This window comes from Streptococcus australis ATCC 700641 (assembly GCF_000186465.1).
GTDB lineage: Bacteria > Bacillota > Bacilli > Lactobacillales > Streptococcaceae > Streptococcus > Streptococcus australis.
In genome coordinates, this window is the sequence record NZ_GL636091.1 from 193,397 (window position 1) to 212,563 (window position 19,167).

11 protein-coding genes are annotated in these 19,167 nt (G+C 43.5%); 2 read left to right on the forward strand and 9 right to left on the reverse strand.

Annotated elements, in window-relative coordinates; translation table 11 throughout:
* Nucleotides 1-30 precede the first annotated feature (30 nt).
* The 6 genes from HMPREF9421_RS10530 to pbp1b form a co-directional block, all read right to left on the reverse strand.
* Nucleotides 31-171 carry a hypothetical protein gene (locus tag HMPREF9421_RS10530; protein WP_006595142.1) on the reverse strand — a complete coding sequence of 47 codons (141 nt, stop codon included), beginning with the start codon at nucleotides 169-171 and terminating at the stop codon, nucleotides 31-33.
* Nucleotides 172-180: 9 nt separating this feature from the next.
* Nucleotides 181-969: a hypothetical protein gene (locus HMPREF9421_RS00970; RefSeq protein ID WP_006595143.1), complete on the reverse strand. Its 789-nt coding sequence runs from the start codon at nucleotides 967-969 to the stop codon at nucleotides 181-183.
* Nucleotides 970-971: 2 nt separating this feature from the next.
* Nucleotides 972-2,123, reverse strand: coding sequence for a non-hydrolyzing UDP-N-acetylglucosamine 2-epimerase (gene wecB, locus HMPREF9421_RS00975; RefSeq protein WP_048717463.1), 1,152 nt, complete (start codon nucleotides 2,121-2,123; stop codon nucleotides 972-974).
* A 381-nt stretch (nucleotides 2,124-2,504) separates the two neighbouring features.
* Nucleotides 2,505-6,158, reverse strand: a complete 3,654-nt coding sequence (gene rpoC, locus HMPREF9421_RS00980) for a DNA-directed RNA polymerase subunit beta' (RefSeq protein WP_040802798.1) — start codon at nucleotides 6,156-6,158, stop codon at nucleotides 2,505-2,507.
* Nucleotides 6,159-6,309: 151 nt separating this feature from the next.
* On the reverse strand, nucleotides 6,310-9,879 hold the full coding sequence (gene rpoB / locus HMPREF9421_RS00985; RefSeq protein WP_006595147.1) for a DNA-directed RNA polymerase subunit beta: 3,570 nt from the start codon (nucleotides 9,877-9,879) through the stop codon (nucleotides 6,310-6,312).
* A 420-nt stretch (nucleotides 9,880-10,299) separates the two neighbouring features.
* A complete protein-coding gene (gene pbp1b / locus HMPREF9421_RS00990) occupies nucleotides 10,300-12,753 on the reverse strand; it encodes a penicillin-binding protein PBP1B (protein ID WP_408022505.1) in 2,454 nt (817 codons plus the stop codon).
* 241 nt (nucleotides 12,754-12,994) lie between these two features.
* Between pbp1b and tyrS the strand changes: the two genes are divergently transcribed.
* Nucleotides 12,995-14,251, forward strand: a complete 1,257-nt coding sequence (gene tyrS / locus HMPREF9421_RS00995) for a tyrosine--tRNA ligase (protein ID WP_006595149.1) — start codon at nucleotides 12,995-12,997, stop codon at nucleotides 14,249-14,251.
* 76 nt (nucleotides 14,252-14,327) lie between these two features.
* On the opposite strand, the gene HMPREF9421_RS01000 is transcribed toward tyrS, so the two are convergent.
* Both HMPREF9421_RS01000 and HMPREF9421_RS01005 read right to left on the reverse strand, forming a co-directional pair.
* Nucleotides 14,328-16,391, reverse strand: a complete 2,064-nt coding sequence (locus tag HMPREF9421_RS01000; RefSeq protein ID WP_006595150.1) for a heavy metal translocating P-type ATPase — start codon at nucleotides 16,389-16,391, stop codon at nucleotides 14,328-14,330.
* 1 nt (nucleotide 16,392) lies between these two features.
* Nucleotides 16,393-16,671, reverse strand: coding sequence for a DUF6110 family protein (locus HMPREF9421_RS01005; RefSeq protein ID WP_000910904.1), 279 nt, complete (start codon nucleotides 16,669-16,671; stop codon nucleotides 16,393-16,395).
* Between the two features lie 151 nt (nucleotides 16,672-16,822).
* On the opposite strand from HMPREF9421_RS01005, the gene HMPREF9421_RS01010 reads away from it, so the two are divergent.
* Nucleotides 16,823-17,671 (forward strand): methyltransferase domain-containing protein, encoded by an 849-nt coding sequence (locus HMPREF9421_RS01010; protein ID WP_006595152.1) that lies wholly within the window; start codon nucleotides 16,823-16,825, stop codon nucleotides 17,669-17,671.
* 197 nt (nucleotides 17,672-17,868) lie between these two features.
* On the opposite strand, the gene HMPREF9421_RS01015 is transcribed toward HMPREF9421_RS01010, so the two are convergent.
* Nucleotides 17,869-19,167 carry a response regulator transcription factor gene (locus HMPREF9421_RS01015; protein ID WP_006595153.1) on the reverse strand — a complete coding sequence of 433 codons (1,299 nt, stop codon included), beginning with the start codon at nucleotides 19,165-19,167 and terminating at the stop codon, nucleotides 17,869-17,871.

Here is a 19,167-nt window from a genome sequence, read left to right on the forward strand (position 1 = left end):
GAAATCAAGGTGAAAATCATTAAAATTTGACTAATCATGGTCCACCGCCTTAAAGTTTTTGTTTACCCGATGGTAGATGACCAAATAGGCAATAAATAATGCACAAAAGCATACAGCAAAGAATAGACTAATCCCTAGGGCCAGCCCAAAAAATAGATTTGTAAGAGTCATCGGTCCCTCCTAATATTCCACAATAATATCCGTTTCAAGTTGACGTTTCAAGTTACTAATGGCTTCCTGGTAGCTATGAAATTTCGTCCGATTGGTCGAATCCACCACCAGGTATCCTTTTTGGAATTGAATAGCTTGATTGCCATCTTCTCCCTTAAAGACCAGAGATTCTAATTGATTTTTTAAATACAGCTGATAATATTCTTGCAAATTTCGTTGCTGACTATTCGTAAGTACTAGGAAATTGCCGTCTGAAACATAATAAAGTCTCTCATCCTGTATCAGATGGTGGCCAATCAGATAATGAATTTGGTTCAGCGTCCGATTGTATTCACGAGGATGAATTTGATAGAAGAGTTCCTCATGAGACCAATGGATCAAGAGGGCTTGTAATTTCTGTTCCTGTTGAACACCCATGTGTTCCAGCAAGCCACGGTAGGCAACTTCAGCGTCTTCTTCTTGGTTTTGAACCTTTGCAACTTCTTTAAATAAATAGTAGCGAATTTTTGATAGTATTCCAATCAGAATAGGGAAAGAGAAAAGCAATAACAGTGCCTGGTTTGCAGGGATATACACGACTCCTGCTACCAGAAAGACAATTCCTAAACCGACTGAAATTAAAATCGTCCAGGTCAGCAGCAAATTGGATAAGACAAGAGAGGCAAACAAGGCTAACACAAGAAAGAGAGCTTCCTCAATAATAATTTCCCGTGCAAAGAATAGACAGTATATCAGGACGGCCAATACAAAGCCGACTAAAATAAGCATCCAGTCTCCTAAATGATTCCTTTTTTTCATTCCTAAATCTCTCCCTCCATAAATTCAGATACCGAGTCAACGAGGCCATAATAGTGCTGAATAGCTTGAACAATCCGCTCAGATGCCTTCCCATCTCCATATGGATTTCGAGCTGAAGCCATTTTTTGATACAGATCTGGGTCCGTCAACAGAGCCGTCATTTCTTCCTTGACGCGTTCAGGATCGGTTCCGACCAATTTTAAGGTTCCAGCTTTGACACCTTCTGGACGTTCGGTCGTATCCCGAAGGACTAAGACAGGCTTGCCTAAAGAAGGAGCCTCCTCCTGAACTCCTCCCGAATCAGACATAATAAAGTAACTTCTCGAAGCGAGGTTATGAAAGTCAAAGACGTCCAAAGGCGCAATCAAATGAATGCGGTCGTGTTCTCCTAAGATGTCCTTAGCCGCCTCTTGAACAGCAGGACTGAGATGGACTGGATAAACGACTTCCAATTCCGGATGGGCATCCACCATTTCTCTCAAGGCACCAAACACAGCCCGCATCGGCTGGCCTTGATTTTCCCGACGGTGCATGGTCACTAAGACCAGCTTCTTCTGCGGATCTAACTGATCAAGGACCTGATGGTGATAATCCTCTTGTACCGTTAATCGCAGGGCATCAATCGCCGTATTCCCTGTAATGAAAATGGACGACTCTGGATGATGTTCCATGAGAAGATTGGCCTTGCTTTCACTGGTTGGGGCAAAATAGAGATCTGCCAAGTTATCCGTCATTTGACGGTTCATTTCCTCAGGGAAAGGCGAATACTTATCGAAGGTTCTGAGACCCGCCTCTACGTGACCGATACGGACTTGGTTATAGAAGGCAACCAGACTAGCCGCAAAAGTCGTCGTTGTGTCCCCATGGACCAAAATCATATCTGGTTGCACTTCTTTCACGACTGGGTCAAATTTTTCAAGGATTCTAGCCGTGATATCTAGAAGTGATTGGTTTTTCCCCATAATATCTAGATCGTAATCCGGTTGAATGCGGAAGGTCTCTAGCACTTGATCCAGCATTTGACGATGCTGAGCAGTCACCACTGTAATCGTTTCAATGGTCTCACTTTGCTTTTGGAGCTCTAGAACCAGGGGAGCCATTTTAATAGCTTCTGGGCGCGTTCCAAAAACAACCATCACTTTAATCTTTTTCATCATCTCACCTTTTTTACCTTGTGATTTTATTAACAAAATCAACAACATATTTACCATCCATTCTACCTTCAATTGCTTCATAAGTCAAACTATCTCAATGCTTTCGTAATACATTTAATCGAATTTTAATAATCTGTAATTTATGTGTAATATTAATTAGTTTAAAACCCGTAAAAACCTTGAGATAGCTGGATTTTATGCCATATTTATTTTAATATTCAAATCTTTCAAAAGCTTATTTTAAAGTCATTGAATATGCATTCTATCAAATATATATTCATCTTTGTACATATTTTTAACCTGGTATTATCAGTGCCTTTCTATTCATTTTTAGGCATAAAAAAGAAGCCTTACTGAAGATCAGTAAAGCTTCTTTTAGGATTAATTTTCTTCCACTACAGTTGCTTCAACCATTTCAGTTGCTTCTTCTGTAACAGGAATTTCTTCGATAATTTCAACTTCATTGATTGCTTGTGGTTCCAAGTTACGGTAACGAGCCATACCTGTACCAGCAGGAATAATCTTACCAATGATAACATTTTCCTTAAGTCCAAGGAGATGGTCTTTCTTACCACGAATCGCTGCGTCAGTGAGGACACGAGTTGTTTCCTGGAAGGAAGCCGCTGACAAGAAACTATTGGTTTCAAGAGAGGCTTTGGTGATTCCCATAAGGACAGGACGAGCCGTCGCAGGAACCCCACCAGAAATAACCACATCACGGTTGGCATCTGTAAAGTCTGTGATATCCATGAGAGTACCCATGAGAAGGTCTGTATCTCCTGGATCCATGACACGAACCTTACGGATCATTTGACGCACCATTACCTCGATGTGTTTGTCGCCGATTTCTACCCCTTGGCTACGGTATACTTTTTGTACTTCCGCAAGGAGGTAAGTTTCAACTGACAAGACATCACGAACGGCAAGGAGACGTTTTGGTTGGATAGACCCTTCTGTAAGAGCCGCACCACGAGAGACTTGATCTCCCACTTCGACTTTCATGCGGGCTGTGTAAGGGACAACGTATTCTCCCTCTCCAGTCGCACCACGTACAAAGACTTTCTTGGTCCGTGTAGAAGCATCTTCTTCAATGGCTGTGACTTCCCCTTTGACCTCAGTGATGACCGCTTCCCCTTTCGGATTGCGGGCTTCAAAGATTTCTTGGACACGAGGAAGACCTTGCGTGATATCAGTATTTGAGGCAACCCCACCCGTGTGGAAGGTACGCATAGTCAACTGTGTACCAGGTTCCCCGATAGATTGGGCAGCGATGGTTCCGACTGCTTCACCAACCTCAACCGCATCACCAGTCGCCAAGTTGATACCGTAACAATGACGGCAGACACCATGACGAGTGTTACATGTAAAGACAGAGCGGATGGTCACTGCTTCAACACCAGCATTGACGATGTCGCGAGCGATATCTTCTGTAATCAAGGTATCTGGACCAACGATAACTTCTCCTGTTTCAGGGTGTTTAACAGTTTTCTTGGTATAACGACCTGTCAAACGTTCTTCCAATGGTTCAATCATTTCTTTACCATCTGTAATAGAGGTAATCAGAAGTCCACGGTCAGTTCCACAGTCATCTTCACGAATGATCACGTCTTGGGCAACGTCAACCAAACGACGAGTCAAGTAACCTGAGTCGGCTGTCTTAAGGGCCGTATCGGTCATCCCTTTACGAGCACCGTGAGTAGAGAAGAACATTTCGAGTACTGACAAACCTTCGCGGAAGTTTGAAAGGATCGGCAATTCCATGATCCGTCCGTTTGGAGCGGCCATCAAACCACGCATACCGGCAAGCTGTGAGAAGTTTGAGATGTTACCACGGGCTCCAGAATCCATCATCATAACGATTGGGTTCTTCGGATCTTGGTTATCAATCAGACGTTTTTCCAATTTCTCACGGGCCGCACGCCATTCAGCTGTAACCGCATTGTAGCGCTCATCATCTGTAATCATCCCTTTACGGAACTGTTTGGTGATTTGTTCTACACGTTTGTGAGATTCTTCAATGATTTCAGCCTTGTCTTCAACAACTGGAATATCGGCAATCCCCACTGTCAAACCAGCAAGGGTTGAGTGGTGGTAACCTAAGTCTTTCAAGCGGTCCAAGAAAGCAGATGTTTCTGTTGTACGGAAGCGTTTGAAGATTTCCGCGATAATATTTCCAAGGTTTTTCTTCTTGAATGGAACATTTAATTCCAATTTCTCAATCGTCGCTTTGACATCTTGACCAGGCTCCAAGAAGTACTTAGCTGGAACGCCTTCTGTCAAGTTAGCATTATTTGGCTCTTGAAGATATGGAAGTTCTGCAGGCATGATATCGTTAAAGAGAATCTTACCAACAGTTGTCAAGAGAATCTTGTGCTGTTGCGCTTCTGTCCATGGCTTGTTCAAGCTATCCGTTGCAATTCCGACACGAGTATGCAAGTGAACATAACCATTGCGAAGAGCCATGACCGCTTCATCACGGTCTTTGAAGACCATGCCTTCGCCTTCACGACCAGCTTCTTCCATAGTGAGGTAGTAGTTCCCCAATACCATATCCTGAGATGGGGTAACGACTGGCTTCCCGTCTTTCGGATTCAAGATGTGCTCAGCAGCCAGCATCAAGATACGAGCTTCTGCTTGGGCTTCTTCTGAAAGCGGTACGTGGATGGCCATTTGGTCCCCGTCAAAGTCGGCATTGTAGGCTTCACAGACAAGTGGGTGCAAGCGAAGAGCTTTCCCGTCAATCAAGACAGGTTCAAAGGCTTGGATCCCCAAACGGTGAAGGGTCGGTGCGCGGTTCAAGAGAACTGGGTGTTCTTTGATCACTTCTTCCAGGATATCCCAGATACGCTCATCTCCACGTTCGACCAAGCGCTTCGCTGCTTTCACGTTTTGAACGATGTCACGCGCAACGATTTCGCGCATCACGAATGGTTTAAAGAGCTCGATGGCCATTTCACGTGGCACACCACATTGATACATCTTAAGAGTTGGTCCAACGGCAATAACGGAACGCCCTGAGAAGTCTACCCGTTTACCGAGCAAGTTTTGACGGAAGCGTCCTTGTTTCCCTTTAAGCATGTGGCTCAATGATTTCAGTGGACGGCTACCTGGTCCTGTGATCGGACGACCACGACGACCGTTGTCGATCAAAGCATCGACAGCTTCTTGGAGCATCCGTTTTTCGTTTTGCACGATGATCCCAGGAGCATTCAACTCAAGCAAACGAGCCAAACGGTTGTTCCGGTTGATCACACGACGGTAAAGGTCGTTCAAGTCAGAGGCAGCAAAACGCCCACCATCCAATTGGACCATCGGACGAAGATCTGGTGGAATAACAGGGAGGATATTGAGGACCATCCATTCTGGTTTGTTCCCAGATTTGTAGAAGGCATCTAAGACATCCAAACGGCGAACAGCCTTCACACGTTTTTGACCAGTTGCAGTCTTCAATTCTTCTTTCAAGACAGCAATTTCAGCTTCCAAATCCACTTGTTTCAAGAGGTCTTGGATCGCTTCTGCCCCCATCTTGGCAACAAAGGAACCTGGTCCGTATTCACGCAAGCGTTCACGGTATTCACGTTCGGTCATGATAGACTTGTGCTCAAGCGGTGTATCTTTTGGATCGATAACCACATAAGCTGCGAAGTAGATGACTTCCTCAAGGGCACGAGGGCTCATATCCAAGGTCAATCCCATACGAGAAGGGATACCTTTGAAATACCAGATATGTGATACAGGTGCTTTCAACTCGATGTGCCCCATGCGTTCACGACGAACCTTGGCACGTGTCACTTCCACACCACAGCGGTCACAAACGATTCCTTTGTAACGAATCCGTTTGTATTTTCCACACGCACATTCCCAGTCTTTTGTAGGTCCAAAGATGACTTCATCAAAGAGACCTTCACGTTCTGGTTTCAATGTACGGTAGTTGATTGTTTCAGGTTTCTTGACCTCTCCATAAGACCATGAACGGACCTTGCTTGGAGAAGCTAGGGTGATTTGCATACTTTTAAAACGATTTACATCAACCACTATTTCTTACCTTTCTTTATGTTCATTCTCAATTGTATGTTCTTCTGCTTTTTTGTGAAGGAGAGAAGGAACTTCCTTCACACCTTCAACCCTAAAGCTTGGGGATAGAGAACCTTCTCAGGTCTTCTTCCCTCTTGAACTACATATTTTATTAATCTTCTTTCCCTTCAGCTTCGAAAGCTGCGCGAGCTTCCTTAGCTGCTTTTTCACGTGCTTTTTCTAGATCATCTACGTGGATGACATCATCGTCTTCCCCTTCGTCAAGATCGCGAAGTTCGACTTCTTTGTCATCTTCATCTAGGACACGCATATCCAATCCAAGTGATTGCAATTCTTTGACAAGAACGCGGAAGGACTCTGGCACACCTGGTTTTGGAATTGGTTTTCCTTTGGTAATCGCTTCATAAGCTTTCAAACGTCCATTGACATCATCTGACTTGTAGGTCAAGATTTCTTGAAGGACATTAGACGCACCATAAGCCTCAAGGGCCCAAACTTCCATTTCCCCGAAACGTTGTCCACCAAACTGAGCTTTCCCTCCGAGTGGTTGTTGGGTAACCATTGAGTATGGTCCGACAGAACGAGCATGGAGTTTATCATCAACCATGTGGTGAAGCTTAATCATGTACATGACACCGACAGAAACACGGTTGTCAAATGGCTCACCAGTCCGTCCATCGTAAAGAATGGTCTTGGCATCGCTATCCATACCCGCTTCACGGACAGTATCCCAGAGGTCTTCTGAGCTTGCTCCGTCAAAGACTGGTGTTGCGATATGGATACCTAAGTTACGAGCCGCCATACCAAGGTGAAGTTCCATAACCTGACCGATATTCATACGTGATGGCACCCCAAGTGGGTTCAACATGATATCAACCGGTGTACCATCTGGAAGGTAAGGCATGTCTTCTACAGGAACAATACGGGATACAACCCCTTTGTTTCCGTGACGACCGGCCATTTTATCTCCGACGCGGATCTTGCGTTTTTGTGCGATGTACACACGAACCAACATGTTGACACCCGATTGCAATTCATCTCCGTTTGCACGCGTAAAGATCTTGACATCGCGAACGACTCCATCTCCACCGTGAGGTACACGAAGAGAAGTATCCCGCACTTCACGAGATTTATCGCCAAAGATGGCATGGAGGAGACGTTCTTCAGCAGAAAGGTCTTTCTCACCCTTCGGTGTTACCTTACCGACAAGGATATCGCCTTCTTTTACTTCCGCACCAATACGGATAATACCCATTTCGTCAAGGTTTCTGAGTGCATCTTCCCCAACGTTTGGAATTTCACGAGTGATTTCTTCAGGGCCTAACTTAGTGTCGCGCGTTTCTGATTCGAATTCTTCCAAGTGAACAGATGTATAGACATCCTCTTTCACCAAGCGTTCGCTCATGATAACGGCATCCTCGAAGTTGTAACCTTCCCATGTCATGTAGGCAACGATTGGGTTTTGACCAAGGGCCATCTCCCCTTTTTCCATAGATGGACCGTCTGCGATAAAGTCGCCTTTTTCAACAACATCGCCAACTTTAACAAGGGTACGTTGGTTGTAAGCCGTACCTGAGTTTGAACGACGGAATTTTTGAATGTGGTAAACATCCAATGAGCCATCTTCACGACGAACTTCTACCTTGTCAGCATCTGCATAGGTAACCTTACCACCATGTTGTGCAATAACTGCAGCTCCTGAATCATGGGCTGCTTGGTATTCCATACCAGTACCCACGTAAGGTGCTTTGGGATCAATCAATGGTACAGCCTGACGTTGCATGTTGGCTCCCATAAGGGCACGGTTGGAGTCATCGTTTTCCAAGAACGGAATACATGCTGTCGCAACGGCAACTACCTGCTTAGGAGAAACGTCCATGTAGTCGACCTGATCAGATGGGAACTCTTGGTTGTTACCACGGTGACGTCCCATAACGATTGGCTCAGCAAAGCCACCCGCTTCGTTCAACTTAGAGTTGGCCTGAGCCACAATGTACTCATCTTCTTCATCAGCTGTCAACCAAACGATTTCGTTGGTCACCACACCTTTTTCACGGTCTACTTTACGGTATGGTGTTTGGATGAAACCATATTTGTTCAAGTGCCCATAAGATGACAAGTTGTTAATCAAACCGATGTTTGGTCCTTCAGGTGTTTCAATTGGACACATCCGACCATAGTGAGTGTAGTGCACGTCACGAACTTCATATCCAGCACGGTCACGTGTCAAACCACCAGGCCCTAAGGCAGACAAACGACGTTTGTGGGACAACTCAGAAAGTGGGTTGTGTTGGTCCATGAACTGAGACAATTGTGAAGAACCAAAGAATTCTTTGATCGCTGCAGTTACTGGACGAATGTTAATGATTTGTTGAGGTGTTAATACTTCATTATCTTGAACAGACATGCGTTCACGAACGTTACGTTCCATCCGTGAAAGTCCAAGACGAACTTGGTTGGCAAGCAATTCACCAACGGCACGGATACGACGATTTCCGAGGTGGTCAATATCGTCCACACGACCAAGACCTTCTGCTAAGTTGAGGAAGTAACTCATCTCAGCCAAGATATCTGCAGGTGTTACAATACGAACTTTATCATCTGGATTTGCATTACCGATGATGGTGACAACACGGTCTGGATCAGTTGGTGCAACAACCTTGAATTTTTGAAGAACGACTGGTTCTGTCAATACTGCTGAATCATTTGGAGTGTAGACAATCTTGTTCAAATCGCCATCCAAGTGTTCTGAGATGCTGTCGATGACATCGCGCGTCATCACGGTACCAGCTTCTACAAGGATTTCTCCTGTTTCGGCATCTACCAATGGTTCTGCGATCGTTTGGTTCAACAAACGGGTCTTGATATTGAGCTTCTTATTGATCTTGTATCGACCAACAGGAGCCAAGTCATAACGACGTGGGTCAAAGAAACGGGCTACCAACAAGCTACGTGAGCTTTCCGCTGTTTTTGGCTCACCTGGACGAAGACGCTCATAAATTTCTTTGAGGGCTTCATCTGTACGAGAATCCATTGGGTTTTTGTGGATATCTTTTTCAACAGTGTTGCGAACCAATTCGCTATCCCCAAAGATATCAAAAATCTCGTCGTCACCAGAGAAACCAAGGGCACGAACCAAGGTCGTAAATGGAATCTTACGCGTACGGTCGATACGAGTATAAGCAATATCTTTTGAGTCTGTTTCAAGTTCTAGCCAAGCTCCACGGTTTGGAATAACCGTTGATCCATAGCCAACCTTACCGTTCTTGTCCACCTTATCATTGAAATAGACACCTGGTGAACGGACGAGCTGAGATACGATGATCCGCTCTCCACCGTTGATGATAAAGGTTCCCATTTCGGTCATGATTGGGAAATCACCAAAGAAGACTTCTTGTGTTTTGATTTCGCCAGTTTCCTTGTTGACCAAACGGAAGGTTACAAAGATTGGGGCAGAATAGCTCGCATCATGGATACGTGCTTCTTCCAAAGTATACTTTGGTTCTCTGATTTCATAGCCAACGAATTCCAACTCCATTGTGTCTGTGAAGTTCGAAATTGGCAATACATCTTCGAAAACTTCTTTCAAACCATGATCCAGAAAATCTTTAAATGAATCCGTTTGGATTTCAATCAAATTTGGTAAATCAAGAACTTCTTTGATTCTTGAAAAACTACGACGGGTCCGATGTTTCCCGTATTGAACGTCATGTCCTGCCAAAGTTTTAACTCCTTTTCTATACTAGGATACCAGCTAGGGGAAACCCCTCTCTGAAGATCCGGTTTCTAGATCGCTTCTGACTACATCAGAATAGTTCTCATCCAGTCGAAACGATGCTATGAAGGGGTGTGATCTACATCACGTGAGAAGAAATCTCCTCCGTATCATTCATCCTTTTTGGAATTTTTAGAAAGATTAAGTTTGTGTGACAAATCTGTTTGTTTCTAAAAATAGGCACAAAAAGAGCAGCTAAATCGACTTTTATAAAGTTTGATTTAACTGCTGTAAGCTTCTATTTGGACAATATTTCAAATAAAGCACACGACAAATTACTTATTCTTATTATATCGTACTTTCACAAAAAACACAAGGTTTTCTCTAGACATGAAAACGATTTTATGGTATTGCACCTCATTATTTTTATCTGTTTTGTCCACTAGATGATGAACTAGCTGTCGTGTTCGAACTAGTTGTCGTGTTCGAACTAGTTGTCGTGTTCGAACTAGTTGTCGTGTTCGAATTGCTTGTCCGGTTGGTATTTCGATTTCCATTGGAAGTATTAGCTGAACCGCCTAGAATTCCAGCCCAGGCACTAGCATAATCACTATCCGATCCACCAATTGCGAAGCGGTAGGTCGTTTGTGGAGCGCCATTTTTAGCCCAATAGCTGGTAACCGTCGCACCCGACACATCGATATCACGACCATTGACATTGACACGACCAGGTCGTTGTCCTGTAGATTTCAGAACAGTCGATGAAATAACACTGCTATCTAAGGTAAAGCGATCTTGCACGCCCCAAGCAGCTGGATCCGCCTGGTAGATGGCATTGGCTAAATAGGCCATGTAACTTGCGTTATTATTGTAGCCTGTCAACGGAGCCATGGAAGCATTGTTGTCATGTCCAATCCAGCCACCTAAGGTAAGATTTGGAGTAGACAGCATGAGCCACATATCTCCATTCTCATTGGTGGTTCCGGTTTTCCCAATCCAATCAGCAGTTGCAAGAGTTGGATTGACCTGACTGATTCGGCTCTTAAAGGTCGTTGTCGCACCAGAGCTGATGACACCTCTTAACAGGTCCTGCATGATAGTCGCAGTTGCTGCTGAGTAGACGCGGGTTGGTTTGCTCTCATGTTGGTAGACCACTTCCCCATTGCGATCCATGATTTTTTCAATCATGTAGCGTTTTTGGTAATTTCCATTATTTGCAATGGTTTGATAACCGTTTGTATGTTGGGCGACGCTTACTTCGATCCCGCCTCCCATTGGCAGACTTTCAATGCCGTACTCAGCGATATCGTAGCCCATTTTTTCCATATAGCCTGGGACATCGACACCCTTTTCACGGAGAGTACGATAAGTCCAATAAGCTGGGATATTCCATGAGGTATTGAGGGCCTCTCGGAGGTCCATCATCCCAGTCCCCCGGTTATCCACGTGCATAATTGGCTCTCCACTAGAGAAGTTAGTTGGGTAATTAGAGACGATGCTATTGCTTCCCATCAAGCCTTGGTCAATGGCGATTCCATAAGCTAGCAAAGGTTTAATAGTAGAACCTGGAGAGCGTTCCGTGTCAAAAGCGTGGTTATTCTGATTCCCGTCAAAATTCCGTCCCCCAACAAAGCCGAGAATCGCTCCTGTTCGGTTGTCCATGAGGACATTTCCGACTTCTACCGTACCCGTTCCATCGTCCAAGATGCCTCCATAATTGGCAACTGCTTCTTGCATGGCATTGTAGATAGCTTTGTTGATAGTGGTTTGGACCGTATAGCCGCCCTCTCTCAATTCTTTCTTCGCTAACTCTTGATAAGATTTAACGGTCGAATTGTTTTTTAGGTCATGACTCGAAACATTGTCCCTCTTGATTAAATAGTCATACATGGCCTCTTCCGCTTCACTTACGGCTTGGAAATACAAGTAGTCGTGTGGCGTCTTCTCGATGCCATTTGACGGAAGGAAATCCTTACTTAAATCATATTGACTATATTGGTCGTACTCTTCCTTAGTGATAGCCCCTGTTCGATACATGTTGTACAAGACATCCTTGGCGCGATCCAAGCCTAAAGCTTGATTTTCTGGAGTTTTGAGACTTCCATCAGAGGCATAAGGCGAGTAGACAATTGGGCTCTGTGGCAGACCAGCAATAAAGGCCGCCTGTGGAATGGTCAAGTCTTTGGCAGAAACTCCAAAAATCCCTTGAGCTGCCGCTTCCACTCCAGCAATATTTTGTCCACGGTTGTTTCGTCCAAATGGAGACACATTGAGGTAGGTCGTTAAAATTTCGTCCTTATCCATTACCCGCTCAAGAGCAAGGGCATCGATAATCTCAGCAGCCTTCCGTGAGAAAGTCGGTGCATCTCCCACAACTTGTTGTTTAATCAACTGTTGGGTCAAAGTCGAACCCCCACTAGAGGAACCGACTCCAGCAACTGAACCCAAGGTGGCCCGGATTACGGCTTTCGGAACAACCCCATTGTGGCTATTGAAATTTTCATCCTCTGTGGCAATAACAGCCTTTTTGACATTGTCCGAAATTGCATCCTTTTGAACAGGGATCCGAATCAAGTCACTGTCAATATCAGAAATAATGCTCCCATCTGAGTAGGAAATCTTTGAAACGCTCGAAATATTTTGTACTTGTTGAACCAATCGGGTTGGATCCGGTGTTTCTGTCGCATTAAATAGACTGGCCGCATACCCAATCGCAATCCCTGCTCCAAACAAGAGGCCACCTAAAGCAAACACCAATAACACATCCCAAAGGAGCTTCATGGTTCGGAGAACTGTCGCTACGAAATCTCCTAGTGACCAGCCCTCCTTGTCTTCTTTCTCATTGACTTTAACAGTCATCTTGGTAAAGAAGCCTTTTATTTTCTTCCCGCACTTTGTAAAAAATTCTCTTATTTGACTCACTCTATTTCTCCTTGTCCTTCCTATTATACCAAATGGACCACTTTCTTTTCAATTCCTAAAGTTGAGAACACTGTTTCCAGTAGGATTTTTTTCGTCCATTCATTGCTATTTCAAGTCATTATGGTAAAATAGAGAGAAACCATACAGATACTGGACTGTTTTCATCGATCCGGCCAGTAGCTTAGAAAAGGAGAGAACGATGCACATTTTTGATGAGCTAAAAGAACGTGGTTTGATTTTCCAAACGACTGACGAAGATGCTTTGCGTAAAGCCCTAGAAGAAGGACAAGTATCGTATTATACTGGCTACGATCCAACTGCTGATAGTTTGCACCTTGGGCACCTTGTTGCAATCTTGACTAGTCGCCGCTTACAATTGGCAGGCCACAAACCTTATGCGCTTGTCGGTGGTGCGACCGGACTCATTGGAGACCCTTCTTTCAAAGATGCCGAGCGCAGTTTACAAACTAAGGAGACTGTAGACGGTTGGGTCGCTTCTATCCAAGGGCAATTGTCTCGTTTCTTAGATTTTGAAAACGGGGAAAATAAGGCTGTCATGGTCAATAACTACGACTGGTTTGGCAGCATCAGCTTCATTGACTTCCTTCGCGACATCGGAAAATACTTTACTGTCAACTACATGATGAGCAAGGAATCTGTGAAGAAACGGATTGAAACAGGGATTTCTTACACTGAATTTGCCTACCAAATCATGCAAGGCTACGACTTCTTTGTCCTTAACCAAGAGCACAATGTCACTCTGCAAATCGGTGGTTCTGACCAGTGGGGAAATATGACAGCTGGTACAGAGTTGATGCGCCGTAAGGCAGACAAAACTGGTCACGTGATCACTGTCCCCCTCATCACAGACGCAACCGGTAAGAAATTTGGTAAATCAGAAGGAAATGCGGTCTGGCTCAATGCATCCAAAACTTCTCCATATGAAATGTACCAGTTCTGGATGAACGTCATGGACGCTGACGCTGTTCGCTTCTTGAAAATTTTCACCTTCCTGTCACTAGATGAGATTGAGGAGATTCGTAAACAGTTTGAGGCTGCTCCACACGAACGCTTGGCTCAAAAAATTCTCGCTCGTGAAGTCGTCACTCTGGTTCACGGAGAAGAAGCTTACAAAGAAGCCCTTAACATTACGGAGCAACTCTTTGCAGGAAATATCAAAAACCTTTCTGTCAAAGAACTCAAACAAGGACTTCGTGGTGTACCAAACTACCAGGTCCAAGCAGACGAGAACCTCAACATCGTAGAATTGCTTGTAACTTCTGGCGTGGTCAATTCCAAACGTCAAGCTCGTGAAGATGTCCAAAATGGTGCCATCTACATCAATGGCGACCGCATCCAAGACCTTGACTATGTCTTGAGCGATAGCGATAAATTGGAAAACGAATTGACCGTTATCCGTCGTGGAAAGAAAAAATATTTTGTATTGACTTACTAAACTGTTCAACATTTACCTATAAAAAAAGGAGTTAACCTCGAGAAAGGTAACTCCTTTTTGTTGTTGATAACCACATCTATCTAGCCTTAATAGACAGGCTACGCAGGACTATGCGTAAGGTTGTTAGATTATGTAAGATAGAGAGATTTGAAGGACTGAGCCAATTAAACAAGCCAAAGCCAATCAAACTACTATTTACGACAACGGTATCTTGAATATTCTTCTTGATGAGTGTTTGTAAAGATGATGATAGCCAATCCAACTCTCGGAAGAAATCCAAGCGATTATCTAACAATAAGATATCACTCATCTGCTTAGAAATATCTGCACTCTCATTCATCACTACACCGATATCTGATAGGGTTAGAGCAGCTGAGTCATTCAACCCATCCCCAACCATCAAAATAGTGTGACCTGCTTTCTGTAGTTCCTCTACTAACTCAAATTTTCCATCAGGTTTCAAGTCTGTATAGACCTGATCAAAGGGCAAATCTTTGACTAACTCCTCTGTCCTAACCAAGGTGTCCCCTGTTGCCAGAATCAATTTTTTCCCTTGTGCCTTAAGTTTCTCCAAGGCTGCTTTTGCTTCTTTTCTCAAAGGAGTATGAATGCAGAACATTCCAATCAATTCATTCTGATAAGCCAAGAATAAGAGATTGTAGTGACTCATGTACTCTTCAATTAAAGCATTTTGTTCTGAACTGATATGAATCTGCTCATCCTGCATCAAGACATAATTCCCAATAAGAACTGGTTGGCCATCTATATGAGATTTGATCCCCTTGCTTGCGATATATTGGAGTTTCCCATGCATTTCCTCATGTTCAACTCCCTCTATCTCGGCTTGCTTGACGATGGCATTAGCAATAGGATGATAAATGTGTTCCTCAAGACAGGCACTGATTCTGAGAATATCTTCCTCACTATAGTCCCCAAAAGGTAACACCTTTTCAACTATAGGATAACTAGTTGTGATTGTTCCCGTCTTATCAAACAAGAAAGTATCAACTTCCAGATATTTCTCCAGAACATCCCCATCCTTAATCACCATTTCACGATTCAACCCCTCCTTGATAGCTGTCAAATAAGCTACAGGAGTAGAAATTTTCAAAGCGCAGGAGAAATCGACCAATAGGAAAGAAATAGCCTTAGAAAAAGAACCTGTCAATAGGTAAGTCAGACCAGCACCCAAGAAATTATATTTGACGACCTTATCCGCCATTTTGATGAAATAGCGTTGTTTCGTTTTCTTATTTTCTTCAGATTTCTTCATCAACTCAATCAGCTGTAAAATACGGCTGTTCATCTGATTATCGGTTACACGAATGCGCAACTCTCCAGTTTCTAATACTGTATTTGCACAAACCAAATCAGACTCTCTTTTTTCAACTGGAAAACTCTCTCCCGTCAAGGAACTTTCGTTGACCATACCTAAACCTGAAACTACTTGTCCATCAAACAGAATTTCATTTCCTTGAAATAGGACCAAGACATCTCCTATTTGAACATCGGAACTCTTGATACTAACAACCGTATCGCCCTGTACTAGGAATACATCGCTCTCTTTTGCAAGAAGGCTTTGTTCTAAATCTGTTGCAGTTTTTTTCAAGGACCACTGATCTAAATGATTTCCCAAATCAAGCATAAACATGATATTGCTAGCTGTCTTGGATTGGTTCATAAACAAGGACAATAAAATCGCCGAACAGTCCAAGACCTCCATCGTTAGTTCCTTACGCGCTAGTGTTTGATAGGCTTCTCTAATATAACCCAAAGCCTGATAACAAGTCCATATATAGCGAATAGGATACGGCACAAAACTACGAAAAAGTATACGCTTAATCGCTGCACCTGAAACAATAGAATAAGCACTCTCTTCTCTACGAATGGGAAGAGTCATCAACTCAGAAACTTTCCCTTTATCAATTCTTTTTAAAAAGGCTTCTGCATTATCTAATACAGAAAAGCCTTCTTTTATACGTAGAGTAAAGTGCTGTTGATCCATGTAAAACTGGATAGACTCAATCCCCTTTTCATCTCTCGCCAAGGAACGAAGATAGTCTTGAATATCCAAGGTGAGTGAAAAAGAAGACGATAGTCGGATATGTTGGTATCCTCTATATAGCACTTTAAAAGACATATTATTCTCCTATAAGGCTATCTAATTGCTCTTCTTTTTTCTCTTGCTCGTACAAATATTTGGCATCTTGCAAGACATCATCTCCATGTTGCTTCACAACAGAAACAGATGCATCTAGCCCGTCTTTTAACTTATAAGCCTTAGCCAAAGCTTTAGAATAACCTTTTTTAGCTTCCTTACTTGCCAAGATTTTCAAACCAAGGGTACCAAATGCGACACCACCCAAAAAGAGTGATGATTTTTTCGCAACTTTTGCGACGCTTAATACTTCTTTTAACATACTTATTTCCTCCTTATCATTATTATATAGCAATTTAGATATTAAAGCAATTTCATTCTATAAATTGGAGAATTAGTTTCATTTCTACTGAATCTCCCATCTACTTATTCCTAAAGTTGCTTTCATTTGACTCTTTTGATACACTTAAACTATGAATACAAACCTCAAACCCAAACTTCAGCGTTTTGCTTCTGCGACTGCCTTTGCCTGTCCTATCTGTCAAGAAAACCTGACTCTGGTAGAGAGCAGTCTCAAATGTAGCAACCGCCACTCCTTTGACCTTGCTAAGTTTGGCTATGTGAACTTGGCGCCACAAGTGAAGGCCTCCAAGGACTATGACAAAGAAAATTTCCAAAACCGGCAACTCGTTCTAGAGAATGGTTTCTACGACCATATCCTTAATGCCCTGTCAGAATGCTTGTCTCCACTGGCCCATCCAGTCAACATTTTAGATATTGGTTGCGGGGAAGGCTACTATTCGCGCATCTTACAAGAGCGGCATCCAGACCATTCCTTTTACGCCTTTGATTTGTCGAAGGAATCGATCCAACTGGCTGCCAAAAGCGACCAGGAATGGAAGGTCAAGTGGTTTGTCGGAGACCTGGCTCATCTCCCTCTTTTAGACCAGAGCATGGACCTCCTCCTAGACATCTTTTCGCCAGCAAATTATCAGGAATTTAAACGGGTCCTGGCCCCAGACGGTCGCCTCATCAAGGTCATCCCAACTGCCGCCCATCTGCAAGAGATTCGTCAGAAAGTTAAGGACCACCTAGACCAGGTAGATTATTCCAATGAGCAGATTATTCAACATTTCTCTGATCATTTTACGGTCGAACAAAGCCTCCATTGCCAGGAAACCTTCGAACTGACTCCAGCATTGCGGGAGGCTCTTCTGAGCATGACGCCTCTCCTCTTTCATGTCGATCCAGCTCAAATTGACTGGACCGATCTGACTCAAGTCACGATTTCTGCCACGATTTTGATCGGAAGAAGCAACTAAAAACGAGGCTGGGACAAAAGTCCTAGCCTCTTAATTGTTTTTGGATTGTCGAGCAAGACGCAGTGGTTGAGTGGGCTCTACTACGCTGATTTCATTAGCTTTTACAGCCCTACTCAACTGTGCGGAGGTGGGACGACGAAATCGAAGTCTAACGAATTACCGATTTCTGTCCCACTCTCATTTTCCATGTTTACAGATTAATCACTTTCCTCTACGCCGATTTGTTGACGGTAGGCTTTAGGAGACTTGCCACACAACTTGCGGAATACCTTGTAAAAGTAACCGACATTGCTGTATCCGACCTCATAACAAATATCTTCAATACTTTCCGTTGTGGATAAAAGCAACTGTTGGGCAGCTTTGATCCGTTGTTTATTCAAGAGTTCTGCAAAGGTAGAATTGGTCTCCCGTTTAATCAATTGCCCTAAATAAACGGGATTGATATAGAGATCTTTGCTGATATCCTTGAGCGACAGTTCCTTCCGATAGTCGCGTCCAATTACTTCTAGGACGGTTGCCACATTATTGTTCATCCGATATTGAGAGAAGAAACTCTCCAATTGGTTCCGAACGCAGGTAACAAGATCCTCGAAAGTCGTTGTCTCATGAACGGCTTTCACAATTTCTGTCAGGTCATCACCGTGCAGGTGTTCAAATAAATGAAAGACATCCATAATGAACTGAATAAAGAGTTGCTTGGCTATCGCCACTTTTGGAGTATGGCTTTTCACGGTTTCTTCTAACCAGTTTAACTCCTCCAAAATTTGCTGGATATTCCCCTGAATGATGACACGGTAGATGGGTTCATAGTAATTAAAGACACCATCTTCTTCCTCCAATGGGAGATCCCCATAAAACAGACTTCGTTCAACAAGCTCTTTAAATTGTTGAAAATGTTCTTTGTAAGGTGCTTGGAAACGGCGCTGTAGGAAAGCCCCTTCATCCTCATCGGAAAGATAGAGTTGAAGATTTTTTCCTAAGACCTGATAAGATGAACTGGCAAAGCCCTTCCTTTCCTTATCCACTCCAATCCAGAGTTGTTTTCTTCCTCGGATGGCTTGTTCGAACTCTTCTTCTGACCAATCTTCATGAAGGAGCCGATTGGCCGTCGCTTGATCTGGGTTTTTCAGAGTTTGGGATAATTTTTCTAGGATATTCCCCAGCTCCACCTTATTGACAGGCTTTAACAGATAGTCTGCTACCCGGAGGTTTAAGGCTTTTTTTACATAAGCAAAATCTTGGTAACCTGACATAATGATATAAGCTGCATGGGGAAGCATGGACTGCATTTGATCAATCATTTCTAGACCAGTTTTTCCTGGCATATTGACATCTGTAATCACGATATCCACTGGATAATCCGCAACATAGGCCAAGGCTTGATCTGCATCCTCTGCTGTGTAAACAACCTCCATGTCCCATTTTTCAAAGGGAATCAGTTTTTTCAACCCCTCAGTAATCATATATTCATCGTCAACCAATAAGACTTTATACAC